The 26,564-nt window shown below is 30.5% G+C and carries 25 protein-coding genes; 6 read left to right on the top strand and 19 right to left on the bottom strand.

The window, feature by feature from the left end:
* Positions 1-25: 25 nt before the first annotated feature.
* The gene (gene nifJ / locus I6U48_RS05245; RefSeq protein ID WP_218319357.1) at positions 26-3,550 is read right to left on the bottom strand and encodes a pyruvate:ferredoxin (flavodoxin) oxidoreductase; all 3,525 of its coding nucleotides are present in this window, start codon (positions 3,548-3,550) and stop codon (positions 26-28) included.
* A gap of 281 nt (positions 3,551-3,831) precedes the next feature.
* Here nifJ and I6U48_RS05240 point away from each other — a divergent pair, with 281 nt between their 5' ends.
* Positions 3,832-4,734, top strand: coding sequence for a cation diffusion facilitator family transporter (locus I6U48_RS05240; RefSeq protein WP_218319356.1), 903 nt, complete (start codon positions 3,832-3,834; stop codon positions 4,732-4,734).
* Between the two features lie 51 nt (positions 4,735-4,785).
* Here I6U48_RS05240 and I6U48_RS05235 read toward each other — a convergent pair whose 3' ends face one another.
* The 8 genes from I6U48_RS05235 to I6U48_RS30445 form a co-directional block, all read right to left on the bottom strand.
* Complete coding sequence (locus tag I6U48_RS05235) at positions 4,786-4,980, bottom strand: DUF1858 domain-containing protein (RefSeq protein ID WP_218319355.1); 195 nt, start codon at positions 4,978-4,980, stop codon at positions 4,786-4,788.
* Positions 4,981-5,126: 146 nt separating this feature from the next.
* Positions 5,127-6,176, bottom strand: a complete 1,050-nt coding sequence (locus I6U48_RS05230) for an FAD:protein FMN transferase (protein ID WP_218319354.1) — start codon at positions 6,174-6,176, stop codon at positions 5,127-5,129.
* Between the two features lie 30 nt (positions 6,177-6,206).
* Positions 6,207-6,755: a bifunctional adenosylcobinamide kinase/adenosylcobinamide-phosphate guanylyltransferase gene (cobU, locus tag I6U48_RS05225; protein WP_218319353.1), complete on the bottom strand. Its 549-nt coding sequence runs from the start codon at positions 6,753-6,755 to the stop codon at positions 6,207-6,209.
* Between the two features lie 31 nt (positions 6,756-6,786).
* A complete protein-coding gene (cobS, locus tag I6U48_RS05220; RefSeq protein WP_218319352.1) occupies positions 6,787-7,539 on the bottom strand; it encodes an adenosylcobinamide-GDP ribazoletransferase in 753 nt (250 codons plus the stop codon).
* Positions 7,540-7,568: 29 nt separating this feature from the next.
* Positions 7,569-8,156: an alpha-ribazole phosphatase gene (cobC, locus tag I6U48_RS05215; RefSeq protein WP_218319351.1), complete on the bottom strand. Its 588-nt coding sequence runs from the start codon at positions 8,154-8,156 to the stop codon at positions 7,569-7,571.
* Between the two features lie 138 nt (positions 8,157-8,294).
* The gene (locus I6U48_RS05210) at positions 8,295-8,840 is read right to left on the bottom strand and encodes an NADH peroxidase (RefSeq protein WP_218319350.1); all 546 of its coding nucleotides are present in this window, start codon (positions 8,838-8,840) and stop codon (positions 8,295-8,297) included.
* Between the two features lie 245 nt (positions 8,841-9,085).
* Positions 9,086-10,255 carry an APC family permease gene (locus tag I6U48_RS05205; RefSeq protein WP_376774532.1) on the bottom strand — a complete coding sequence of 390 codons (1,170 nt, stop codon included), beginning with the start codon at positions 10,253-10,255 and terminating at the stop codon, positions 9,086-9,088.
* A 14-nt stretch (positions 10,256-10,269) separates the two neighbouring features.
* Positions 10,270-10,422: a hypothetical protein gene (locus I6U48_RS30445; protein WP_376774531.1), complete on the bottom strand. Its 153-nt coding sequence runs from the start codon at positions 10,420-10,422 to the stop codon at positions 10,270-10,272.
* A gap of 591 nt (positions 10,423-11,013) precedes the next feature.
* On the opposite strand from I6U48_RS30445, the gene perR reads away from it, so the two are divergent.
* The gene (gene perR, locus I6U48_RS05200) at positions 11,014-11,439 is read left to right on the top strand and encodes a transcriptional regulator PerR (protein WP_218319349.1); all 426 of its coding nucleotides are present in this window, start codon (positions 11,014-11,016) and stop codon (positions 11,437-11,439) included.
* 50 nt (positions 11,440-11,489) lie between these two features.
* Here perR and I6U48_RS05195 read toward each other — a convergent pair whose 3' ends face one another.
* The gene (locus tag I6U48_RS05195; protein WP_218319348.1) at positions 11,490-12,722 is read right to left on the bottom strand and encodes an ABC transporter substrate-binding protein; all 1,233 of its coding nucleotides are present in this window, start codon (positions 12,720-12,722) and stop codon (positions 11,490-11,492) included.
* Between the two features lie 131 nt (positions 12,723-12,853).
* Here I6U48_RS05195 and I6U48_RS05190 point away from each other — a divergent pair, with 131 nt between their 5' ends.
* Positions 12,854-13,792, top strand: a complete 939-nt coding sequence (locus I6U48_RS05190) for a VCBS repeat-containing protein (protein WP_218319347.1) — start codon at positions 12,854-12,856, stop codon at positions 13,790-13,792.
* A 156-nt stretch (positions 13,793-13,948) separates the two neighbouring features.
* On the opposite strand, the gene I6U48_RS05185 is transcribed toward I6U48_RS05190, so the two are convergent.
* Positions 13,949-14,902 (bottom strand): helix-turn-helix transcriptional regulator, encoded by a 954-nt coding sequence (locus tag I6U48_RS05185; RefSeq protein ID WP_218319346.1) that lies wholly within the window; start codon positions 14,900-14,902, stop codon positions 13,949-13,951.
* Positions 14,903-15,210: 308 nt separating this feature from the next.
* On the opposite strand from I6U48_RS05185, the gene I6U48_RS05180 reads away from it, so the two are divergent.
* The 3 genes from I6U48_RS05180 (at position 15,211) to I6U48_RS05170 (ending at position 16,197) form a co-directional block, all read left to right on the top strand.
* On the top strand, positions 15,211-15,396 hold the full coding sequence (locus I6U48_RS05180) for a hypothetical protein (RefSeq protein WP_218319345.1): 186 nt from the start codon (positions 15,211-15,213) through the stop codon (positions 15,394-15,396).
* A 167-nt stretch (positions 15,397-15,563) separates the two neighbouring features.
* Positions 15,564-15,710, top strand: coding sequence for a hypothetical protein (locus tag I6U48_RS05175; protein ID WP_218319344.1), 147 nt, complete (start codon positions 15,564-15,566; stop codon positions 15,708-15,710).
* 73 nt (positions 15,711-15,783) lie between these two features.
* Positions 15,784-16,197, top strand: coding sequence for a hypothetical protein (locus I6U48_RS05170; protein ID WP_218319343.1), 414 nt, complete (start codon positions 15,784-15,786; stop codon positions 16,195-16,197).
* A 76-nt stretch (positions 16,198-16,273) separates the two neighbouring features.
* Here I6U48_RS05170 and I6U48_RS05165 read toward each other — a convergent pair whose 3' ends face one another.
* The 8 genes from I6U48_RS05165 to I6U48_RS05130 form a co-directional block, all read right to left on the bottom strand.
* A complete protein-coding gene (locus I6U48_RS05165; RefSeq protein WP_218319342.1) occupies positions 16,274-17,080 on the bottom strand; it encodes a CPBP family intramembrane glutamic endopeptidase in 807 nt (268 codons plus the stop codon).
* A gap of 32 nt (positions 17,081-17,112) precedes the next feature.
* The gene (gene yihA / locus I6U48_RS05160; RefSeq protein WP_218319341.1) at positions 17,113-17,694 is read right to left on the bottom strand and encodes a ribosome biogenesis GTP-binding protein YihA/YsxC; all 582 of its coding nucleotides are present in this window, start codon (positions 17,692-17,694) and stop codon (positions 17,113-17,115) included.
* A 13-nt stretch (positions 17,695-17,707) separates the two neighbouring features.
* Positions 17,708-20,029, bottom strand: coding sequence for an endopeptidase La (gene lon, locus I6U48_RS05155; protein WP_218319340.1), 2,322 nt, complete (start codon positions 20,027-20,029; stop codon positions 17,708-17,710).
* A gap of 344 nt (positions 20,030-20,373) precedes the next feature.
* Complete coding sequence (gene lonB / locus I6U48_RS05150) at positions 20,374-22,053, bottom strand: ATP-dependent protease LonB (RefSeq protein ID WP_218319339.1); 1,680 nt, start codon at positions 22,051-22,053, stop codon at positions 20,374-20,376.
* Positions 22,054-22,233: 180 nt separating this feature from the next.
* On the bottom strand, positions 22,234-23,523 hold the full coding sequence (clpX, locus tag I6U48_RS05145; protein ID WP_218319338.1) for an ATP-dependent Clp protease ATP-binding subunit ClpX: 1,290 nt from the start codon (positions 23,521-23,523) through the stop codon (positions 22,234-22,236).
* 19 nt (positions 23,524-23,542) lie between these two features.
* Positions 23,543-24,127, bottom strand: coding sequence for an ATP-dependent Clp endopeptidase proteolytic subunit ClpP (gene clpP / locus I6U48_RS05140; RefSeq protein ID WP_218319337.1), 585 nt, complete (start codon positions 24,125-24,127; stop codon positions 23,543-23,545).
* Between the two features lie 135 nt (positions 24,128-24,262).
* Positions 24,263-25,555, bottom strand: coding sequence for a trigger factor (tig, locus tag I6U48_RS05135; RefSeq protein ID WP_218319336.1), 1,293 nt, complete (start codon positions 25,553-25,555; stop codon positions 24,263-24,265).
* Positions 25,556-25,746: 191 nt separating this feature from the next.
* Positions 25,747-26,529: a sugar phosphate isomerase/epimerase family protein gene (locus tag I6U48_RS05130; protein ID WP_218319335.1), complete on the bottom strand. Its 783-nt coding sequence runs from the start codon at positions 26,527-26,529 to the stop codon at positions 25,747-25,749.
* Positions 26,530-26,564: the final 35 nt, after the last annotated feature.

Below are 26,564 nucleotides of genomic sequence, written 5' to 3'. Positions count from 1 at the left end.
CCTTTCTTATTTATATAATTTAGATTTAATATTTCATTTCTGCCAAACGCTTATAGAATTCGTATCTTTCTTTCGCGTTCTTTTCAGCATCATCAAACATTTTATCTGCCACTTCTGGGAACACAGTCTTTAATGAAGTATATCTTATTTCTCCCTGAATGAAATCTTTAAATGGTTTTGTTGGTTCTTTTGATTCCAATACAAATGGATTCTTACCTTCATCTCCAAGCAGTGGGTTATATCTGTATAGATGCCAGTATCCAGATTCAACTGCCTTCTTTTCTTCAGCTATACTAGTTCCCATGCCAGTTTTTATACCATGATTAATGCATGGAGCATATGCTATTATAAGTGATGGGCCTTTATAATTTTCAGCCTCAATTATAGCTTTAATTGTTTGATTCATATTAGATCCCATAGCAATTTGTGCCACATATACATATCCATAAGTCATAGCCATTGCACCAAGATCTTTCTTTCTCATTCTCTTACCTGCTGCTGCAAGTTTAGCTACTGCACCAGTTGGTGTAGATTTTGAAGACTGACCTCCTGTATTAGAGTATACTTCTGTATCCATAACAAATACATTTACATCATCTCCTGATGCGAGAACATGGTCTAATCCTCCATATCCAATATCATATGCCCAACCATCTCCACCTATAATCCATTGAGATTTCTTAATTAGGAAATCTTTTCTTTCTACTATTTGTTTTACAGTAGCATCATTATTATAATCATAGTTCTTTAAAGTTTCCAATATCTTTGCTGAAGCTTCCCTTGATTGATCTCCATCATTCATTCCTTTTAACCATGAATCAAAAGCTTCTTTTAATTGTTCGTTTCCATCGGATTGTATATATTCCTTCATCAAATCAGCTAGTTTTTCTCTTATCTGCTTAACTCCCAAATACATTCCGTATCCATACTCAGCATTATCTTCAAATAATGAATTTGCCCAAGCTGGACCTTTTCCTGCAGCATTTGTTGTATATGGTATGGATGGAGCACTTGCACTCCAAATTGAAGAACAACCAGTAGCATTTGCAATTATCATTCTGTCACCAAATAATTGAGTAAGAAGTCTTATATATGGTGTTTCTCCACATCCTGGACAAGCACCATTGAATTCTAATAATGGTCTTACAAATTGACTGCCTTTTAAGGTCTTAGTATCCATAACATCATCTTTAGCTGTTACAGTCATCGCAAATTCCCAATTTTCTGCTTCCATTTCAATTTCATGATCTGCAGGCTGCATTATTAATGCTTTTCCTGGCGCTGGACATATATCTGCACAATTTCCACATCCCGTACAATCTAACGGACTAACCTGAATGCGATATTCATACTGTTCAAGCCCCTTTCCAACAGCTTTCTTTGTTTTAAATGTATCTGGAGCCTTTTTAACTTCATCTTCATTTAATAAAAATGGTCTAACTGTTGCATGTGGACATATATAGGAACACTGATTACACTGTATGCATTTATCTATCTGCCACTCAGGTACCATTACAGCTATACCTCTCTTTTCATATGCAGAAGTTCCTAATGGATATGAACCATCTTCCATACCTACAAATGTACTAACCGGAAGTTCATCTCCATCATGTCTTGCTATTGGTCTTTGTATATTTTTAATGAAATCAGGTTCTTTCTTAACTGGTGAATTCATATCTTGAGCTTCTGCCCACCCAGATGGAATATTAACCTTAACCAAAGAATCTATTCCTCTATCTACAGCAGCCTTATTCATCTCAACAATCTTTTGACCCTTTTTACCATAAGTTTTTTCTATAGAATCCTTCAGATACGTAACAGCATCTTCTATTGGAATTACATTAGCTAATTTGAAGAATGCAGATTGCATAATCATATTTATTCTTCCGCCTAATCCAATTTCTCCCGCAATAGATACTGCATCTATTGTATAAAAATTAATACTATTTTGAGCGATATATCTCTTCAAAGTCGCAGGCATCTTCTCATCTAACTCTTTTTCATCATACGGACAATTTAGTACAAAAGTACCACCTTTTTTAAGTCCCTTTAATAAATCATAATTATATATAAAAGATTTATTATGACAAGCTATATAATCAGCATTATACACTAGATAAGGTGACTTTATAGGCTTCTTTCCAAATCTTAAATGCGATACAGTTGTTCCTCCAGACTTTTTACTGTCATATGAAAAATATGCCTGAGCATACAAATCCGTTTTATCTCCTATAATCTTAACTGCACTCTTATTTGCTCCAACAGTACCATCTGAGCCCAACCCATAGAACTTACAATTAATAGTGCCCTCTGGAGTTGTTTGTATAATATCTCCCTCTGGAAGTGATGTATGTGTTACATCATCTACTATACCAATAGTAAATCCATCCTTTGGATTCTCTTGTTTCAAGTTATCAAATACAGCAAGTATTTGTGATGGTCTTGTATCCTTAGATCCTAAACCGTATCTTCCTCCTACAATTACAGGTCTATTGTCACTCTTATCATATAATTTAACAACATCAAGATATAAAGGCTCTGCTAATGACCCTGGTTCTTTTGTTCTATCTAAAACTGCTATTTTCTTCACAGTCTTAGGTAATACATCAAAGAAATATTTCAAAGAAAACGGCCTATACAAATGTACTTTTATAGATCCTACTTTTTCTCCTTTTGCCATTAAATAATCTACAGTTTCATCTATAGTATCACAAACTGATCCCATTGCTACAATTATGTACTCAGCATCTGGTGATCCATAATAATCGAATGGATGATAGACTCTTCCTGTAACCTTTTCTATTTCTCTCATATAGTTTTCCACAACATCTGGCACTGCTAAATAAAATGGATTTGAAACTTCTCTTCCTTGGAAATAAATATCTGGATTTTGAGCAGTACCTCTTACTACTGGATGTTCTGGATTTAAAGCTCTATCTCTAAATTGTTTTATAGCTTCATAATCAACTAGCTTTGCAAGCTCATCATATTCAATAACCTCTATTTTTTGATATTCGTGCGATGTTCTAAATCCATCGAAGAAATGTAAAAATGGAACCCTTGATTTAATAGCTGATAAATGCGCGATGCACCCTAAATCTAGCGCTTCCTGAACACTAGAAGAAGCTAATAATGCAAATCCTGTTTGCCTACATGCCATTACATCTTGATGATCACCAAATATTGACAATGCATGTGCTGCTATTGCACGAGCTGATACATGGAAAACTCCTGGCAAATGTTCACCTGCTATTTTATACATATTAGGAATCATTAAAAGCAATCCTTGTGAGGCCGTATATGTTGAAGTCAACGCTCCCGCTGCAAGGGAACCATGTACTGACCCCGATGCCCCTGCTTCCGATTGCAATTCAGCTACTTTTACTGTCTGACCAAATATATTTTTCTTTCCATGAGCAGCCCATTCATCTACGCCTTCTGCCATAGGTGTAGATGGTGTTATTGGATATATAGCAGCAACTTCTGTAAATGCATAAGATGCATAAGCTGCTGCTGCATTTCCATCCATAGTTTTCGTAACCTTTTTCATGAAATTAATCCTCCTAACCAAAACTCATAATATTTTCCTAACTTATTATTTGATATAGAAAGAATCTCATACATAAAATTAAAAATTATTTATAAAAATTTAATTTTACTACATTTAAAACTTAGACTCATATCTATATTATTGAATTGTGATTAATTTTCTTTATCAATTGATAATGTATATCATTAATTTTTTATTGACTTTTAAGGATTCATGGCGTATTATTGTGTTATAATCCTTTATCAAATGATAATAATAATTTTATGGAGGAATTTATAGGAATGAATAAAAAAACCAATGTCGCTAGACTTTCTATATTGTCTAATTCAAGTCTTATTATTATGAAACTATTTGTTGGAACTTTTACTGGATCAGTAAGTATAGTATCTGAGGCTATACATTCCACTATGGACTTAGCTGCAGCAATTATAGCGTATTTTTCAGTAAGAATTTCAAATAAACCAGCAGACGTTGATCATCCCTATGGCCATGGAAAAGTTGAAAACATTTCTGGGGTAATAGAAGCTCTTCTTATATTTGCAGCGTCTGTATGGATAATCATTGAAGCCGTTAAAAAAATTCTTCACCCTGAAGCCGTTGAATCAATAAGCATTGGTTTTATAGTTATGTTTATTTCTGCTGCTATAAATTATTTTGTATCTCAAAAGTTATACAAAGTAGCTAAAGAAGAAGACTCTATAGCTTTAGAAGCTGATGCTCTTCATCTAAAGGCAGACGTATATACATCGCTTGGCGTAGGTATGGGACTATTTCTAATTTGGATTACAAAACTCCATTTTCTTGATCCAATTGTTGCAATTATTGTTGCCATATTTATCTTAAAGGAGTCTTTTGAATTATTAAAAAATGCCTTCAACCCTTTACTTGATGTAAAACTTTCGGATACAGAAATTAATACTATAGAAACTACTATAAGTAAATTTAAATCAGATTATTGTGAATTTCACAACTTAAGAACAAGAAAATCGGGAAATATAAAATACATTGATTTGCACATGGTTTTTCCTGAAAACATGTCTTTAAAGGATGCACATGATATATGTGATGATATAGAAAATGGTCTTGAAAATTCATTAAAAAATACAGAAGTTCTAATTCATTTAGAATCCTGCACACACAGTTGTCCTACTTGCGAACATAAAAACAATCTAAAAAATGAATAAATAAAAAATCACAGGAATAAAATATTTATCCTGTGATTTTTCATTTACCTATTAAGCTAATGAATTTAATGCTCTTAATAAGTTATCAAGATCTATGCCATGCACTTGAGCAGCCTGCTCTATAGATTCTGCTTGCGCTGAAGGGCATCCAACACATCCCATACCAAAGTTCATTAAAACTTCAGCATATTTAGGATTTAATCTTATAGTTTCTCCTATTGTCATATCCTTTGTTACTTTTTCCATAAAACAATACCTCACTTTTCGTTTTTCTTATACTAGAATTAGTATATATCTTTATTATAAATTTATTATATTTTTATTTTGGTTTAAATGCAAGAAAGAACTTTTTAGTTAAATAGTACCCTAAATGATACCTAAGTATTATTGAGCTATTTATTTATCAATTTAAATTCATTATTAGTTATTTTAAAGTTATCCTTTAATCCTTCTGTCACATAAACCTCTTTATTTTTTGTTATAAATATTGCTTCAACTCCAGGTAAAGATTTCTTGACATACTCGGGACCTTTTTCTACTCCAAGATAAAAAATATATTTTGTCATAGCATCAGCATCAAAAGATACATCTGTAAAAACTGTTACGCTAGCTAAAGAATTATCCATAGGATATCCTGTAAATGGATTTAATATATGATGATATTTCTTTCCATTTTTCTCTATATACCTTTCATATATACCCGATGTAACTATAGTTTTATCAGTAGCGCCTAATACGCCTACCTCTTTTCCTCTGGTGTCAAAAGGATTTTGTATTCCTACTCCCCATGGTTTCCCATCTGGTTTACTACCAATAACTAGCACATTACCTCCTAAGTTTATAATTGCATGCTTTACTCCATATTGTTTCAACACCTTTGCAGCTTCATCTGCCGCAAAACCTTTTCCTATTCCACCTGCATCAATTGACATTCCTGCTCTCTTTAGCATTACTTTCTTATTTGCTTCATCTAGCACTAAATCCTTATATCCAACTAAAGCTTTTGCTGCATCTATTTCTGATTGTGTTGGAACTTTAGCTTTGTCTGTTCCTATTCCCCAAAGCTTAACTAATGGTCCTATTGTTATATCAAAAGCCCCCTTAGATTGCTGAGAATAGTATAATCCTTTTTTTATAACAGCAAAGGTATCATCAGACACTTTTACAAAATTCTTTCCAGCAGCATTGGCTACCGCATCAAATTCAGTACCTTCTTTATTTATACTCATTTCGTTTTCTATCTTTTTGACTCTTTCAAACGCCTTTGCAAGGGCTTCATCCTTCTTCCCATCATAAACCTGTATTGTACATATAGTACCAAGCATAAATTCTGTATTTTCAGCTGGTTCTGTATTTTTCAAACTACAGCCGTTTAAAAAAATAGATATAAACATAAGTATTACTAATAGAATAGGAAAGTTTCTTTTAAAAAGCTTTTTCATTATGTAAAATCCCCTTTTTATGTAATATAATTATTTCAACTTTAAAGGAAGTCCACAGGATACCAAATATACTTCATCACTTATGCTTGCCATAAATTGATTTATATGACCTAGCATATCACTAAAAATTCTGCCTAGTTTATGTTCTGATACTAATCCCCAGCCCACTTCATTTGTAACAATAATTAATTCCTTGTCATTTTCCTTCGCTGCTAATATTATTTTATTTATTTCATTTCTTATACTAATACTTAGTCTCTGTATTTCTGTCTGATCCATATTATCAAAATCATGATTTTCGCTAAACATTAAATTTGTTACCATAGTTCCTATACACTCTAACATTATATATTTATTAGTATGCTCTTTTAATGCCTTATCTAATTCCTTAAAACCTTCATATGTATCCCATTTTTGATTTCTACTTTTTTTGTGTTTTTCAACTCTCTTTTCCATCTCTTTATCTGTTACTATTGCAGTTGCAATGTATAATACATCATCTTTATCTTCTAAAAGCTTTTCTGCAAAAGTACTTTTGCCACTTCTGCTTCCTCCAGTAACTAAAGTTATTTTTGACATACTAATTCCTCCTAGTATAATTTATTTAAAGCTATAGCTTTAACATAGCTGCAATTATAATTAATGTTAATATTTCCACTAATTCGTTATTAGCACCAAGAGTATCTCCCGTGAGGCCTCCTATTACTTTTTCACAGAATATATTGAGTATCGAAGCTAATACTAACGCAGAAACTAACAAAATAACTATATGTACTGGTGACATCATCAGCATTAATGTTCCTCCTGTAATCACCAATGCAATAATAAATTGAATTATTCCAACATTTCCTATAAAAAAGTTACCTGTGCCAGTACTTTTGGCAGTCTTCCCCTTAAATCCTAAAAGTAGTGTAGAATATCTCGATATCATTGGTGCTGCTATGATTGCAAAAGAAAACCTTGGAGCTACAAAAGATAAAACTGTATATCTAAGAAGCAAGTCCATTATTATGGCAATGCATGCATATGTCCCTATTCTACTATCCTTCATTATTTCTATCACTCTGTCATTACCTTTAAACGCAAAGAAACCATCGCAAGTATCTCCAAGTCCATCTATATGTATTGCACCAGTAACTATAATTCCAATTACCAAAACTAAGACTATTACTACATTTAAGGGTAAAATTTTTATAAGAGCCTCATATACTCCCCACTGAATTCCACCTACTACTAGTCCTATAACCGGAAAAAATATTGACGCTCTTCTAAAGTTATCCTTTTCACAAGGTAAACTTATATTTACGGGAATTCTAGTTAAAAATTGAATCATCAATAAAAAATTACATACGATTTCTTTCATAATTATAATGCCTTCCTTCCATACTAAACCTATACGTGAATTATGCTATCTATATACAAATTACCATACTCATATTTTATAACACTTATATCACCATTATTGGAACCAAAGTTCCAAAAATAATCCATGTTTCCTCCAAGGATATAGCAATATATCGATCTTATAACCCCTCCATGAGTTACTATAAGTATATTTTCATCATTTAATTTTAAAATATCATCCATATAATTCTTTACTCTTTTGTAGAGATCTATATAGCTTTCTCCTCCAGGTGGTGAAACGTTTTTCCAATCTTCACACCATTGTTTCCATTCTTCTGGATAGAGCACTTCTAATTGTTTATGGTCCTTACCTTCAAAATCTCCAAAATCTCTCTCATTTATTCGTGCATCGGTCATTAATTCATATTTTTTATTTTCCAACAAAATTTCAGCTGTATTTATCGCTCTTTTTTTTTCACTTGCATATACCTTATCAAAATCTATATGCTCTAATAATTTTCCTGCCTTCTCTGCTTGTAGAATACCGTTATCGGTAAGTTCTACATCTAACCTACCATAGTAACATTTACTTTTGTTTTTTTCAGTTTCACCATGTCTTACAAAATATAAATTCACATTACTCCCCCAATCTAATTAGCAGCTAATTATCTTGTTACATTTCAATTATAACAAAACTAGCCAGAACCTGACAGATAAATTTTAAATGATAATGCATTTAAGGGATATCTCAAACCTGAGATATCCCTTTTCTTTTTACTTAAAATATCTATTTAATAATCCTTTAAATGCCATACCATGTCTTGCTTCATCTTTACACATTTCATGTACTGTATCGTGAATTGCGTCATAGTTTAATTTCTTAGCTAAAGTAGCCAAATCTTTTTTGCCTTGACAAGCTCCATGCTCTGCTTCAACTCTTACCTGTAAGTTTTTCTTTGTATCAGCAGCTACTACTTCTCCAAGTAATTCTGCAAATTTTGCAGCATGTTCAGCTTCTTCAAATGCTATTCTCTTATATGCTTCTGCTACTTCAGGAAAACCTTCTCTATCTGCTTGACGGCTCATAGCTAAGTACATTCCTACTTCTGTGCATTCACCAGTAAAGTTAGCTCTTAATCCTTCTATTACCTCAGGGTCTACTCCTGCTGCAACACCTACTTTATGTTCATCTGCCCAACTCATTTCTCCTTCTACTTTTTCTATAAACTTATCAGCTGGAGCTTTACATTGCGGACACTTTTCTGGAGCCGCATCTCCTTCGTGAACATAACCACATACTGTACAAACAAATTTTTTCATTATATATCCTCCCCATCTAAATATAATTTAATATAAGTTTTTCATAATTTAAAACATTTTTACTAACAATTATTATTATATGATACTAATTCCTTTTTTTCAAGTAGTTTTAATAATAAAAATTTATGTTTTTTAAATCTTTTTATAACTAGATTTCACTTCTTATTGAAAGTAGTGCTTTTCTAGGGTATAAAAAAACAGTAGAGATATCTGTTATATCTCTACTGTCCTTATTATAGATTATTTTAAGCTATGTCATCATCCGCTTTTTTAAATTTGCTCTTTCTAGCTTTATAAACAGGGAATCCTATTAATGTAAGTACAATTCCTAACCCAGCATTTAAAGGTTGAGTCAATAAAGTATTAAATATTATATATAACCCTCCAAGTATTGCTATGATAGGTACTATAGGATATAGAGGTACTTTATATGGTCTATGAAGATTTGGCTGATTTTTTCTAAGAACAAATACAGCATAAAACGTCATAACATAGAACATCCATATAACAAATACCAACAAGTCTGTTAACTGATCAAATTTACCTGAGAATATTAATAATATTGATATAATAGCCATTAATATACTGCTGTTTATTGGAGTCTGGAATTTTGGACTTAATTTTCCTAACCAGCTGCTTCCTGGCAACTTATTTTCTATTGCCATAGCATATGGAATTCTAGCTCCTGTTAATATATAACCATTTAATGCTCCAAATATTGATATCAATATACCAATTGTTATAATTTTTCCACCCGATGGTCCAAAAATTACTGTTGCAACATCAGCAGCTGGTGTTTTTGTAGCTGCTAAAGTACTTGCAGGTAATACAAATAGATATGCTACGTTTATTATTACATAAACAGCCATAACTAATGATAATCCACCAATAATTGCTCTTGGTAAGTCTTTACCTGGATTTTTCATTTCTCCAGCTATAGCACCAACGTTTATCCATCCCTCATAAGCAAACATTGTAGCAACAAGTGCTGATCCTAAACTTGTACCGATTGGATGATTAGCCATTGTCATTGGGAATAGTCTTACTACTCCGCCATCACCCTTCATAAGACCAACAACTATGATTGCAAATAAAGGTACTAATTTACCAATAGTAGCTACAGTTTGAATAGCACCACCAGTTTTTGATCCGAATGAGTTCATAACGGTTAAGAAAAGAGTAACTATAATTGCGATTGGTATTATCGTTCCGTCGCCTAAACTCATTAATGAAGCAGCTTGTGTTCCAAATATTATTGCAAGAGCAGCTATATTTGCTGGGAAATATATAATTGTTTGAGCCCATCCTAAAAGGTACCCCCAAACATCTCCATATGCTTCCTCCAAATATGCTACCATACCACCTGTTTTAGGTATTGCTGCAGATATTTCAGCAGCTGTTAGTCCACCTGCCACAGATATAATTCCTCCTAGATCCAGGCCATCATACCTAGTCCTGGTGCTCCAGTTGCACTAAATACAGCTTTAGGTTTAAAGAATACTCCAGAACCTATAACCATACCGATAACGATTGCAAGAGCGGGTATCAAACCAATTTCTTTTTTCAATTCATTCTTGCTCATTATGCACTTACCTCCCCATAAAGTATTGTGATTAATATTTTTCATTCCGATAAAATTTTAACATGAATAATTCATTAAATCAAGTAGATTCTTCACAATTATTTCATATTTTGCTGCTAATATTGTATAATTTTACATATTTCACAATATTATTTTATAAATTTTTATACTGAAAGACATTTTTTAAATTTTGTTTTTTATGAAATTGTTATTTATATAATTATTTTTTCATTTAAAAATTCATAAAAAAAGTATATTTTTTCATTTTTGAATAAAATAATTCATAATCTATAAATAATCGAATTATATATTTCTTTATATTGCTTCAATATAATTTATTTCGTTTCGTTTTACAATTACACTTTACTTTATTTTGTAAAAGTGAAATAATATTTGTCTTTTCATTTATAATTAATATTTGTGTAAAACTTATCAAGTTATTCTTTCCTAAATGAAATTGATATTTTAAAGCTAATTAATAATCTTATTTCTTTCTAACACCATATAAATAATTATTTCCTAAAAACTACTTTTGACAGGTAATAATTTTTATTATATAATATAATTAATTATATAGTAAGGAGGGTGTAAATGAATAACCTAACTGGAATTTTTAGAGAGAAAAAACTAAAACTTACTCCACAACGTATTGCTGTGTATAAATTCTTAAAATCTACAAAAGAACACCCATCTGCTGAAACTATATACAAAGCTCTACAACCGGAATATCCTACAATGAGTTTGGCAACTGTTTATAAAGCTTTAAAAACATTAGTTGAAGTGGATTTAGTTCAGGAAATTAACGTAGGAGAAGGTAATTTCAGATACGATGGGACTGTAGAACCCCATCCTCATGTTCAATGTTTAAATTGTGGTAAAGTTGATGACATTGAAGGAATTACTTTCTCAGATTTAAATGACAAAGTAAAAAGTTACACTAGCTATGATATTGTTGATAGCAAAATATATTTTTATGGGGTTTGCAGTTGTTGTAAAAACAATACTACACCTCATTAATAAGCAAAAAATATAAAGAGCAGTTTGAAAAGAACTGCTCTTTGTATTTTTTATTTATATGCCTCATCCACAGCCTCTTGCCATTCCTTTCCAGTATGTTTTCCATTTAATATTTGATCTATTTTTGATGTTATGCTACTCCTTAATTTATCTGGTATATTATAAACGTATACTATACTATCATCTGAACTATTTTCAAGATGCTTTACAATACTCGCTTTTGCTCCTCCTACTATATTACTATTAGCTTTTTTATTTCCGGTTATAAAACCTTTCTCTACAAGTTTTTTATTTAATTCTTCACTTATTATAAATTTCAAAAAATTCCCCATTTCCTCCCCATTCTTACCGTTTATAGGTGTACAAATAATCGCATTGCTTATAATAGGTATATTCATTTTAGTTGAAGGATCATTCGAACTATCTGCAGCTATCATTATATTATTATCCTTAAAATAATTTGAGTAATAGGACGAACAGACAATTAAAGGTATATCTCCTTTAGAAAATTTCTCTATACTAGCTTCGTTACCGATTTCAAACGTATTTTTATTTATATTTCCACTACTAACAAGTCCATATATAGTATCAAAAGCCTGCTGCATTTCTGTTAAAGATTTATAGGCTGCTGGACCACTATCAAACATACTTTCTAACTTTCTAATACTCACTCTATTATTTATTACTACTGAAGCTAATCCACTATTGATATCTATGTCATCAGTGAGTATTACAGGTATTCTGGTACCTGCATCATTTAACTTTTTTAGTACTTCTCTTAAGTCATTTATTGTAGATGGTGTAGTTAAGTTTAATTTAGCAAATACACTTTTATTGTATAATATCTCTATTGTAAAAGGAATCAAAGACATACCATAATATTTATCTTCAAATCTTCCATAAGCATTCATAATTCTATAATATTTTTCACTTACTTTATTTTCATCATACTGACTTCCTAAATCATTTAAAAGTCCTTTTCTGCTTAATTTTATCATATTATTTCTGGAAGTAATCACTATATCTTGTTCGCTTCCCTTGCTTATATCCTCTTCAATATTTCCTCCTATAGCGTTGTTTACAGTAAGTTTTACTTTAGAATTAGATTTCTTGTATTCATCTGTGATAATTTTTACTATATTCAAAGATTCTTTATCTTTAACATCAACATATATGTTCAATTGCTTTTCCTTAGGGGTATCTTTTCTAAAAGAGCAAGATGCAATGTTAAAATTTAATATTATTAATAAAAAAATAGTTAAAACTCTTTTCTTATATAGCATATGTTTCTCCTTTCACATAGATTATTTTTTCAAATGATCACCTTCTTTTTTCTCAAAATACTCCTAATTTTATTTTGTACATAATAATTAAATATATAATAAATTCATATAATTAAATGGGGGTGAAATGTATGAAATTTAGGGTTATATTTCTAAAGAAGAAATATATTTATTTTTCAGTTTTAATTTTTATTACTTTACTATTATTAACAATCATTTTAATATCAAATAATTCATCTTTAACTTTTAATAATTTTTCTAATAATAAGGAATTTAAAGCAGATTTTAATGGAGATGGAAAGGAAGAAACTTTATATGTCAAAAATGTTAATGGTAATTACACCTTGACACTCAAAGCCAAAGATAAAAATTACTCTATTATAACAGCGGATAACTCATCACCAATAGGATCGTATTGCTCTTATTGGCCTATGAGGGTCTCTCTTATAGACGTCTCAAGAGATAAAATTCCTGAGATTTTTGTACAAGCTTCGAATAATAATTTACCTCTTCAACATGTATTTTTTTGGAAAGGAGATAAATTTGAAAATGTTTTTTCTAACTCTAACAACATATTAGGATTTATAGATTGTAAAAATAATAGAACACCTAAAGTTATATCAGGAAGATTACAAAATGATACCATATGGTTATCAAATTATATATTTTTAAATTACAAATTTAAAAATTATAATTACGAAAGTAACAACACCTTTGTAGGTAAGGATACTGTCTTCACTTTTATTAAATTTATTCAGAGCCTTCCTCAAAACAAAGAATATAAACCAAAAGAAATTTTTTCTTCTAACATGTCTAACAAAAGTTTATCTATGATAGATAAGCTATCTGAGGACAATAACACCTACATATTTCAGGATGCTATATTCTCAGAAAATAAGTGTGATAAAGATGGTAATACATCTGAATTTATTTGGAGTCTAAATTTCAGAGGAGTTTCTAATAAAGATAAAAATGTAATTAAAAATTATACTTTAAGCATTACTCTAACTCCAGATGAAAATAGCAAAGAAAAATACTACTTCAAGATCTCATCAATTAATCTGAAATAATAAAAAGGGATCGCATATGCGATCCCAAGGGGGATGGGGGGTTATTGCATCAAGTAGAGATTGTTATATACTTGATGCTTTAGGAGATTTTATCTCCGAATTACATTTTTTATTTTATCCTATTCCCCACTATTTATACATTATATAATAAAATTTTTAATATTTTTTATAAATTTGTTCTATTTCCATTTTCAACTCATCTCTAAGTTTTTTAGGCTCTACAATCTCTGCATATTTTCCCAAACTCATAACCCAATTCTTTATTTCCTCTGTATCATCCAAATATAAATTAAGTAATATTGATCCGTCTTCTTGATCTTCTATTTGTTGATTAATATGCCATTTTCCATTTTTTATGAAATCCGAAACATTTTTATCAAACTTTATAGAAACCTTTATTTTCTCACCTTTAAATACTCCCCAATTATTATTTAAGTATTCCTTTAATGAAAAAGTACGAGGTATCATATATATTTCCTCTGTTACTTTTAGTGTTTTAATTCTTGACAGCTTAAAAGTTTCTACCGTATTATTCATATGACAGTATCCAATAATATACCATCCACCTTCTCTAAATAATAAATTATAAGCATCTACTTTTTTTACTGTTAGACTACTCCTATTTAGAGAAAAATAATTTATACTTATGCTTCTACCTCTATTTATAGCATAATTTATTTTTGATATTTTATCCTCCAAATCTTGTAAATTTCCAATTTCATTCATTCTAAAGAATCCAGTCTCATTTAAGCATTTTAACTCTTCATTGTCATTTATACATATATTTTTTATTTTGGACACAGCCGTCTGTAAGTTTTTTTCTAAAACAAAACCATTCTTTTCTGTAAGTATTTGTGTAGCCATAAGTAATGCTTGTAACTCTTCTTCACTAAGCTTTGATGGCTTCATGTAAAATTCTTTGTCTATGTAGAAACCTCCATATCTTCCTTTCTTCGTGTGCACAGGTATATTAGCTTTATTTAAACTATTTATATATCTGTATATTGTTTTTTTGTCTACTTCTAGAGCTTCAGCTAAATCTGCTGCTGTAGTAAGTCCTTTGTACTGTAGTGTAATTATCATCTCCAACAAATGAGAAATTTTAGACATATGTTTTCCCTCCAGAATATAGTTATCCTAATCTTTACTTTTATCGTATTATTTCAAAATTTTTTTAGTGCATTTTCATATTATTTTAAAATTTATATTACATTTCACTAAACTTCATCTATGATATTTTTTATAATTTTAATTTAATTACCTTTTTGTTGTGTCAAATCCATAATAAATGAATAGTATATACTATAAAACAAGCATAAAAAAGTTGTAAAGAGACTAATGATTAGAAAATGCTATTACCTAAGATATAAAGTAAAAAGAATTAAATAAAGCCATAGCCTAGAAAAGGGGGAATAGATATGTGTTGTAAACATCACCATCACTGCAGCAACAATAATAATAGTAATATGCCAATAACAGCTTTAGCAGCTTTAATAGCACTATTTTTATTAATATTCGGAAGATGTAAAGGAACTCGTTATGCTGTTCTAATTATACTTGCTGTATTGATAGTTTGTGGTTGTTCCTATTACAACAGACATTAATAACTTAAACTTTTAAAGGAGAAGTAACATTATATCTTACAGGTTGATATATGCTACTTACTTCCAAACGTAAGATATACTGAACTCTCTAGAAAAAAAGTTAATTAACTTAAGATATAAAGTAAAAAGAGTAAAATAAAACCACAGCCCAGAAAGGGGGGTAACGTATGTTTAATTATGGTAATTCATGGTTAATATTAGCAGCTATAATCGGTTTACTGTTATTAGCATTCAATAGAAGAAGAGGTGCTCGTTACGCTGTTCTAATTACACTTGCTATCTTAATAGTATGTGGCTGCAGCTGCAACCACTAAAACTAGCTTCAAAAGTAAATATATAGGTAGGGAGAGCATTTAAATGCTCTCCTTAACATAAAGGAGTGATAAAATGGGAAAGCATCATCGTAAAAGTAATGTTTCTCCAGTAGGTGGATTTAATATTGGTGATTTACTAAAAAATATTGATATAAATCAAATTGTATCTATAATCAGCTCTTTAGTAGGAGCCAATAATATGACTACTAACCAGCTGAGCTCTATGCTTAGAAACTTTGACTTAAGTGCTTTAGCAGGTGCTAGTGATTCAGTTAATTTAAATGAAAGCGAAGTAAAATCTCAACTTTCAGCCCTTGCTGATAGATTGGATGATATAGAAAAAGGGCAAAGCAGAAATGTTCAGGATGAAGTACTAAACGCTGTAAAATCTCTTCAGTCCTCTCCAGATGGACAGGAAGTTTTAGGAAATCTTTTAAAAGAAGCATTAAATAATAAAGATGGAAGAGATGGAAGCAAAAGAAGATAATATACATGAACTTATACAAAAAATTAAAGACATAGTTACAATAAGTAACATATGTCTTTAATTTTTATATTTTCAGTTAAAATTTTATCATTCCTAACTTTTCAAATAACAGCACCATCGTAGTCACAGAATTAAAAGTAAAATGATTAAACACCGAATACCAGTATCCCTTTTTATTAATAAGGTAACAATTGTATAAACCTATACACACCAATATAGGTAGAGCTCTTAAGTTGAAATGTATAAACGCAAAAAGTATACTACTTAATATTGCTGATAGATATACACCTATCCTAGGTCTAAACACTTTCTCAAATAGTAGCCACCTAAAAACAAATTCCTCAAGCACAGGTGCAAATATTATGACAACTGGAATTAATATTAAAAATTTATCTAGTGGCATATCAGACATCCATGTAACTATTTCCTGCTGCTTGGGTTCAATACTCATTTTAGAAAAAATAGCAGTTGAAACTGCAGAGATTAAAATTGTTATTAAATATGACTGAAGTGCATACTTAATAGCTAATAATAAATTTAGTTTCTTAATACTAAATTTAAATCTACTATAATCTTCTGCTAATCTGTTGCTTATAGTAAACTTGTTATTAAAATTCGACTCAAATGATAACATGTACTCATTTTTTGCATTGCTGTAGTAGGACGATTCTGCACTTCTTAGATATCTAATATTTAATAATACAAAGATAAATGGAATCAGGTTTTGCGTAAATAAAGAAATTATAATGTACAATATACTAATTATCACTAGTACTAAATTATTTCTTTTTCTTTCTCTTAAGAATCTTATAAATACTATAAGTGGTGGTAAATAAACAAATAGAAATACAAGGAAATCCTTACCAATATCAATTTTAGTCATTTAAATTTCTCCTTGTTTACACTTATTTAAATTTACAAAACTTCACTAATAATATCCAGTAGCTCTTCTTTTCCATATTTTTTTAGTGAAGAAAATGTTAACAATTTTTCGCTTGGATCTAATGATAAAGTTTCCCTTATCATTTTTAAATTCTTTTGTAGTTCATTTTTGGTTAGCTTATCTATTTTTGTTGCTACAACAATAATACCGTAATTATAATGTTTTATCCACTTATACATATTTATGTCATCACTACTTGGTTTATGTCTACAGTCAACAAGAAGTATTATTTTTTTTAATTGTTCTCTGTTAGTTAAATATGCTTCAATTACCTTACCCCAGCTCTCCTTCTCAACCTTTGAAACTTTTGCGTATCCATACCCAGGCAGGTCAACAAAATAAAATTCATTATTTATCAGAAAAAAGTTAACCAATCTAGTTTTTCCTGGAGTTCCGCTTACTTTAACTAACTTTCTTCTGTTAGTTAAAGTATTAATTAAAGAAGATTTTCCAACATTTGATCTTCCCACAAAAGCTATTTCTACTCTATTATCTTTAGGATATTGAGCAGGAGCTACTGCTGAAATAATAAATTCCGATTGCTTTATTTCCATAAATTCTCACTCTCTAATCGTTTTTTACCAAAGCATTTTCTAATACTATGTCTATATTGTCTGCTAATATAAACTTTAGTTTACTCTTTACTGTCTTTGGTATTTTTAATAGATCTTTTTCGTTCTCCTTAGGTATTATTACCGTATCGATACCAGCTCTATATGCTGCTAAGCTCTTTTCTTTAAGTCCTCCAATAGCAAGTACTCTACCGGTCAAAGTTATCTCTCCCGTCATAGCAACATTGTGTTTTACTTTTCTTTCACTTAAAGCAGATACCATCGCCGTAATCATAGTAACACCTGCAGATGGACCATCCTTTGGCACAGCGCCTTCAGGAACATGTATATGAATATCTTTATTTTTATAAAAGTCCGCTTCTATTCCATATCGGTGCGCATTAGCCCTAACATAACTATAACCAGCCCTTCCTGATTCTTTCATTACATCTCCAAGCTTACCTGTTAGTTCTAACTTACCAGTTCCCGGCATAACAGTTACTTCTACAGGTAAAGTGTCTCCACCATATCCTGTCCATGCCATGCCCATTACAACACCAACTTTGTCATCTTGACTTACCTTTTCATATGTAAATATTTCGGGACCTAGATAGCTCTTAGCTTTATTTGTGTTAATTATTATTTTCTCTTTATCTTTCTCAACTATTTCTGCTATTGCTTTTCTTATAAGAGAGGATATCTTTCTTTCTAAACTTCTAACCCCTGACTCTCTTGTATAATTCTCTATAATAAAATATATAGAAGAATCCGAAAGCTTTATCTTATTTTCATCAACCTCATGTTCTTTTAGCTTCTTAGATAATAAATGATTTTTAGCTATATGAAATTTTTCTTCCGTAGTATATCCTGAAACCTCTATAACCTCCATTCTATCAAGTAAAGGCCTAGGAATAGTTTCTAATGAATTAGCAGTTGTTATGAATAAAACCTTAGATAAATCATATTCTAACTCTAAATAATGATCTCTAAATGTACTATTTTGTTCCGCATCCAGTACTTCTAGTAGAGCATCTGCTGGATCTCCTTTAAAATCATTACTCATCTTGTCTATCTCATCCAATAAAAATAAAGGATTTTTTGATTTTGCTTGTTTCATTCCATATATTATTCTACCAGGAATCGCTCCTATATAAGTTTTTCTATGACCTCTTATTTCAGCTTCATCCCTAACTCCACCTAAAGACATTCTAACAAAATTTCTATTTAATGCATGAGCTATGGATTTAGCAATAGAAGTTTTACCTACTCCTGGTGGCCCGACTAAACAAAGTATAGGACCTCTTAATGAGTTACTCATTTTCTTAACTGCTAAATATTCAATTATCCTATCTTTTACATCCTCTAACCCATAGTGTTCCTTTTCTAAAACCTGTCTAGCGGATTTTATATCTAAATTGTCTTTGGTCTCATTATTCCATGGAAGATCCAATATCCAATCTAAGTACGTCCTTATTACTCCACCTTCTGCTGAATAACTTCCGCTATTTTTTAATCTATCTAGTTCATACAAAGCTTTCTCTTTGGCTTCTTTGGGAAGCTTTGCTTTTGTTATTTTATTTTTATATCTAGTTATCTCCCTTTTGTCCTCATCTTCTTCACCAAGTTCTTCTTGAATAGCTTTTAATTGTTCTTTTAAGTAATATTCTTTTTGAACCTTATCTATTTTATTTTTTACTTTAACACCTATTTTTCTTTCCAGCTTCAAAATATCAACTTCATTGATTAATATGTTCAATAGCTTTTGAAGTCTTTCTTCAATGTCAAAGGTTTCAAGAAGTTCTTGCTTATTTTCTTGCTTTAACATTAAATAAGAACTAATAACATCTGATAACCTGCCTGGATTATCTAATTCTTCTAATGTTACTATTGTTTCAACTGGTATGTTACCAGATAATTTTGTATAATCGTCAAAAGACTTTCTAACGGAACGAACTAATGCTTCACACTTATTAGTTTCAATACACCCTTCATCTTCCAATATCTCTATTTCTGCCTTAAAGAAAGGACTTTTATCAATATATTTTCCTAATCTTCCTCTACTTTCGCCTTCAACTAGCACACGTACAGTATCTCCTGGCAACTTTAATATTTGCTTTATATTACAAATAGTACCCATAGTATATATATCTTCTTCTTCTGGTTCTTCAGTCTTAGCTTCCTTCTGCGAAACTAAAAATATTTTTTGATCAACAATCATAGCTTCTTCGAGAGCAAGTATAGATTTCTCTCTACCTACATCAAAATGTATGACCATATATGGGAATATAGTAATACCTCTTAAGGGAATTAGAGGAAGGATCTTTAACTTTTTATCCATATTTTTCCCCTCACTTCTAAAAATAATTAATAAAAACTAAATTATTCACAAAATAGATAAATTTTATATATAGTTAGACTAATATATTATAACCATAAAATAGTTTTTTTTCAATTATTCAATTTCAATTCTTTAATATAATATCTTTAAATTTTAATTCTTAAAGTAAAAATAATACGACGCAAAATTTTTTCAGAGGACAATTGACAGAGGACAGAGGACAATGAAGGTTGCTTTTCGTAGCATAGCGGAGAAAAATCCTCCTTCATTGTCCTCTGTCAACTGTCCTCTGTACTCTAATAAAAATTATTGCTTCGCATAATTTTTATATTATGAATTACAGGTTAAGTGTTTAGTGATTCTGCTGATAATACATCTACATTAGATTCTATTTCAATAGTTGGTTTATCTAATTTTTCCTTTACCATAGCTATATCAATTACTTCTCTTATATTCTTTACAGGTATAACTTTCACACCATTTATTTGCGCAAAACTATCCTGCCAATTTTCATTAGGAATTATAACAATGCTTGCACCTGCTTTCTTAGCTGCTTGAATTTTAGCATTTACTCCACCAATTGGCTTAACATCTCCATGTATAGATATTTCACCAGTCATAGCTACATAGTTACTTACGGGAACATTTTTTATAGCACTATATACAGCCGTAGCTATGCTAATACCTGCTGACGGTCCGTCTACAGGTACTCCTCCTGAGAAATTCACATGTATGTCGTATTCATCACAATTCAGGTTAAATAATTTTTCAATTACAGTTAAAACATTTTCAACAGAACATCGAGCAGTACTTTTTCTTTTCATTCTTCTATTTTGATTATTTATTTCTTCCTCTTCTATTATTCCAGTTATTCTAAGGTTGCCTCTTCTAATATTCATCTTCTTTGCAGTAGCCTCAACTTCCATTAAAGCTCCCATATTTGCTCCGTAAACGGCAAGACCATTAACATACCCTACAGAAGACTTATCGCTAATCTTCTTTTCAGGTCTTATAGAATACTGACCATTTTCTATCACCCATTCTATATCACTTACGGAAATTTCATTTCTTTCCTCATTTAACGCTATTCCAGAAGCAAGTTGAACTAAGTTAACTACATCTCTTCCATTCTGTGCATACTTACCAATTAAATTACAAGCTTTATCTTCTATATTAAATCCTATTTTATCTACTGCATTTCTAGCTATAACTTCAATTTCCTCTGGAAGCAAAGATCTAAAAAATATCTCTACACATCTTGACCTTAATGCAGGAGCTATTTCTTCAGGGTTTCTCGTCGTAGCCCCTACTAGTCTAAAATCTGCTGGAAGACCATTATCAAAAATATCTTTTATGTATGTAGGCATACTATCGTCAGAAGAGTTATAATAAGAACTATCTAGAAACACTTTCCTATCTTCCAATACCTTAAGTAACTTATTCATTTCTATAGGATGGAGTTCTCCTATTTCATCTATGAACAGAATGCCACCATGTGCCTTTGTTACAGCACCAGCTTTAGGTTGAGGAATTCCTGCAACACCTAAGGGTCCTGCTCCTTGATATATTGGGTCATGAACAGAACCAATCAAAGGATCTGCTATTCCTCTATCATCAAACCTTATCGTAGTTGCATCAATTTCAATAAACTTTGAACTTTCATTGAAAGGCGATTCCTTTTTTTTCTTTGCATATTCTAATACTAATCTTGCTGCTGCAGTTTTTCCAACACCGGGTGGCCCGTATATTATAACATGCTGTGGATTTGGACCACACAATGCAGCTTGCAGTGCTTTTATACCTTTCTCCTGACCTATGATTTCATTAAAAGTAGTAGGTCTGCTTTTTTCTGTTAAAGGTTCTGTTAGTTTGATTGCTCTTAATTTTTTTAGCTTCTCCATTTCTTTGGTATTTTCTCTATCTACAATTACTCTTCGCGATTGCTGGCCTTTTAATGCATTAAAAAAATAAATCCCCATAACTACTGTAACTAATAATTCAATGATTATTAAGATGTACATCATACTTTAAAAACTCCCTCCAAGATTTATCGTATTTTCAGATTTCATCTTATTAGTATTATGCACATCTTTTATACACTATATTCTCTTAAATTGCAGAATAGTAAAAAGAGAGGAGTCAAGAAACTCCTCTCTTTTTTATTTATTCAATTACTAAGCATCAGGTAATTGCAAAAACCAAGTTTATGCCGTCTCTGAACCTTTTCGATTTCTGGACTTCTTCACCTTTAAGGGTGTTCTTTTTTCACCTTCAGCCTCAATGAGAACTGGTTCTTTTGTATTAACAGTTTCTTTATTAACTATTACTTTTGCAATTTCTTCTCTAGTAGGAATATCAAACATAATATCCTTCATAGTATCTTCTATTATAGCTCTAAGTCCTCTAGCTCCAGTATTTCTTTTTAATGCTTCGTCAGCTATTGCTTCTAATGCATCATCTAAGAATTCAAGCTCAACATTATCTATTTCAAAAAGCTTTTTATACTGCTTAACAAGCGCATTTTTTGGTTCTTTTAAAATACTAATTAGAGCAGGTCTATCTAACGCTGCAAGAGTTACTACTATTGGAAGTCTTCCAACAAATTCAGGAATAAGTCCAAATTTCAAAAGATCTCCTGGCATTATTTCACCTAAAACCTTACCTACATCTTTTTCTGTTTTAGACTGTATAGTAGCTCCAAAACCTAATGTGCTTATTCTTGTTCTTCTTTCTATGATTTTTTCTATTCCGTCAAAAGCACCACCACAAATAAATAGTATGTTAGTAGTGTTTATCTGAATAAATTCCTGATGCGGATGTTTTCTTCCACCTTGTGGCGGTACTGATGCAACTGTACCTTCAAGTATTTTTAACAATACTTGCTGTACACCTTCACCTGAAACGTCTCTTGTTATAGATGGATTTTCTGACTTTCTTGCTATCTTATCTATTTCATCTATATATACTATTCCTCTTTCAGCTCTTTCTATATCGTAATCCGCATTTTGAATAAGCTTTAAAAGTATATTCTCAACATCTTCTCCAACATATCCAGCTTCTGTCAAAGTTGTTGCATCCGCAATTGCAAATGGAACATTTAAAAACTTAGCTAAAGTTTGAGCTAAAAGGGTTTTTCCTGATCCTGTTGGTCCTAATAGTAGTATATTACTTTTTTGAAGTTCTACATCATCATTATTGGAATTGGAATTAATTCTCTTATAATGATTATAAACTGCTACTGATAGGGATTTTTTGGCATCATCCTGACCTATTACATATTGGTCAAGGTAACCTTTTATTTCTACAGGCTTTGGAAGAGAACTCATATCTACTTGAACATCTTCTTCAAATTCATCACTTATTATCTCTGAGCATAGTTCTATACATTCATCACAAATATATACCCCTGGCCCTGCTATGAGTCTTCTAACCTGATCTTGAGTCTTGCCACAGAATGAACATTTTAGTTGTTTTTTATCATCAATTTTGGCCATCATCACACCTCACTAAAGGTTATTTTCTTTTTACAATCACTTCATCTATTAAGCCATAGTTCTTAGCCTCATCAGCTTCCATAAAATTGTCTCTTTCAGTATCTCTTTCAACCTTTTCAAGCGGCTGACCTGTTCTTTCACTTAATATAGTATTTAACTTTTTCTTTATTTTTAGAATTCTATCAGCATGAATTCCTATATCTGTTGCTTGACCTTGGAATCCTCCAAGAGGTTGGTGTATCATTATCTCAGCATTTGGTAATGAGAATCTTTTTCCTTTTGCACCTGCTGCAAGTAAAAATGCACCCATTGAAGCAGCCATTCCTATACATATAGTGGAGACATCAGGCTTTATATGCTGCATAGTGTCATAAATTGCCATTCCTGATGTTATAGATCCTCCTGGACTATTTATGTATAGATGTATATCCTTATCCGGGTCTTCTGCTTCTAAAAATAATAATTGTGCTACAACTAAACTTGCAGTAACGTCATTAACCTCTTCACTTAACATAACTATTCTATCTTTTAAAAGTCTAGAATAAATATCATAAGATCTTTCTCCCCTATTAGTTTGTTCAACAACTACTGGTACTAAACTCATAAATCTCTCCTCCTTTTTAATCCTCACACTAAGTGATTTTACCCATTTAAAATTAAATTATATCATAATTTTAAAATATATATTAATTTAAAATTAATTGCCAGAAAAATTCCTGGCAATTAACCCTTTAATATATTATGCTATATCTTTAGTATTTTCTACTAACATTTTTATAACTTTTTCATTAACTACATCTACTTTTAAGTAGTTCTTTTGTGAATCAAGTATCAATTTAGCAGTTTTCTCTAATTCCTTGCTACCATATTGTTTTGCCATTTCTGTTGCTCTTGCTAATAATTCTTCTTCAGTAGCATCTATATTTTCTTTTTTAGCTATTTCTTCAATTATTAAATCAGTTTTTACTCTCTTTTCAGCTGTTTCTTTCATATATTCTCTTACTTTTTCTTCAGTGTTATTTGTATATTGGTAATATGTTTGTAGATCCAATCCTTGATATTTCAATCTCATCTCTAAATCTTTAATCATATTATCTGTTTCTTTATCAATCATAACACTTGGTATGTCAATTTTTGCGTTTCCGCAAACTGCATCTATAACTGCTTCTTCATATTCTCTTTTTGCTCTTAATTCATTTGCTTCTTGCATTTTCTTCTTTATATCAGCTTTAACTTCTTCAATAGTATCAAATTCTGAAACTTCTTTTGCAAATTCATCATCTAATGCTGGTAATTCCTTTGCTTTTATATCTTTAACTGTAACTTTGAAAAGGGCTTCTTTTCCATTTAGGTCTTCTCTGCCATATTCTTCAGGGAATTTAACTTTTACGTCTTTTTCTTCACCTTTCTTCAATCCTACCAATTGATCTTCAAAGTTATCTATAAAAGTTCCTGAACCAATTTCTAGTTCATAATCAGTTCCTTCTCCACCTTCAAAAGCTTTATCTTCTACAAAGCCCTTAAAGTCTATTACAGCAATATCTCCTTTTTCAACACTTCCATCTTCTTTTGTTTCTACTCTGGCGTTTTTTTGCTGCATTGACTTTAATTCATTTTCTACTTCTTCTTCTTTTACTTCGTATACAGGTTTCTTAACTTCTAATCCTTTATATTCTCCTAGTTCTACTTCTGGAACTATTACAACTTTAGCTGTGTATATGAAATCTTTTCCTTCACCAACTTGAACTATATCTATTTCTGGATAATCAACTGGTTTTATGTTATTTTCACTTATTGCTATTGGATATGTATCATCACAACAGAAATTTATGGCATCTTCATAGAATACTCCTTCACCATAATATTTCTTTATTATGTTCATTGGTGCTTTACCTTTTCTAAAGCCTGGTATATTGAACTTTTTAGCATTTTTAGCAAATGCCTTTTTCATAGCTTCATTAAACTTGTCTGCTGTAACTGTTATTTCTAGTTTTACTACATTGTTTTCTATTTTTTCCATCTTAACGTTCATTGCATTATTCCTCCTAATCACGTTCACACTTATTGTTAACCATATTATTATAACATACATTTAGAATTATTAACATATGTTACTGTATCTTATAACTTTTTATAATATATTTAAATATTAATGTGTAATAAGAATTTCTGTATTAATAATTATATACCAAAAAACATAATTTTTACAATTACTTTTTCACTTTAAAAATAACTTGTTAAAATTTTTTTTGCATTTGTCAATTCATCATAATTTGAATAATTGTCGCTATAAACCTCAATTATTCCTATTCCATTATACTCATTTTCCTTTAATTTTTTAAATAATTTCTTGTAGTTAACATTTCCTTTTCCAGGTAATAAACATAAATTCACATCATCCCTATCATTTATATGAAGATTTATTATATCTCTACCCATAATATCTATATATTTTTCAGGTTCAATTCCTGCTTTATATGACTGTTTTATATCAAAAGTAAAGTGTATTGGGTACTTACACTCCTCTTTAAGCATTTTTAAAAAGTCAATGTCAGAAGACATGCACCATGAAACATTTTCTTGAGAAAGCTTTATTCCTTCCTCCATAGCAGTATATATTAACTCGTTATATACCTGAACTATAAACTTTAAATTAATATACTTTGATTTTTGATATCTCATACCATGAAATGTATAGGATTGTGCTCCTAACCTTTTAGCAGCTTTACATATCTTTTTAAAATATATAAACATATCATCTCTTCTTCTTTTATAGACATCAAATAGAAAAGGTTCAAAAGATGATGAAAATCCATGAACAGAATTAATTCTAAAATTGCTTTTATCTTTTTCTTCTATTAATAGCTTTATAAATTCTTCATCATATTCACTTGCAGTATTTAAAAATAATTCTCCTACATCAAAACCTAATTTTTTCATTAAACTTATGGTGTCTTCTATATTTAAATTGGGATAAAAGCTAGCTGATGATAACCCTATTTCCATCCTTACCTCCAAAATTCAAAAATAAAAAATAACAA

The organism is Clostridium thailandense (assembly GCF_019207025.1).
In the GTDB taxonomy this organism is placed as follows: domain Bacteria; phylum Bacillota; class Clostridia; order Clostridiales; family Clostridiaceae; genus Clostridium_AM; species Clostridium_AM thailandense.
Note: the sequence above shows the minus strand (reverse complement) of the source record. Positions and strands in the feature narration are given on the sequence as shown.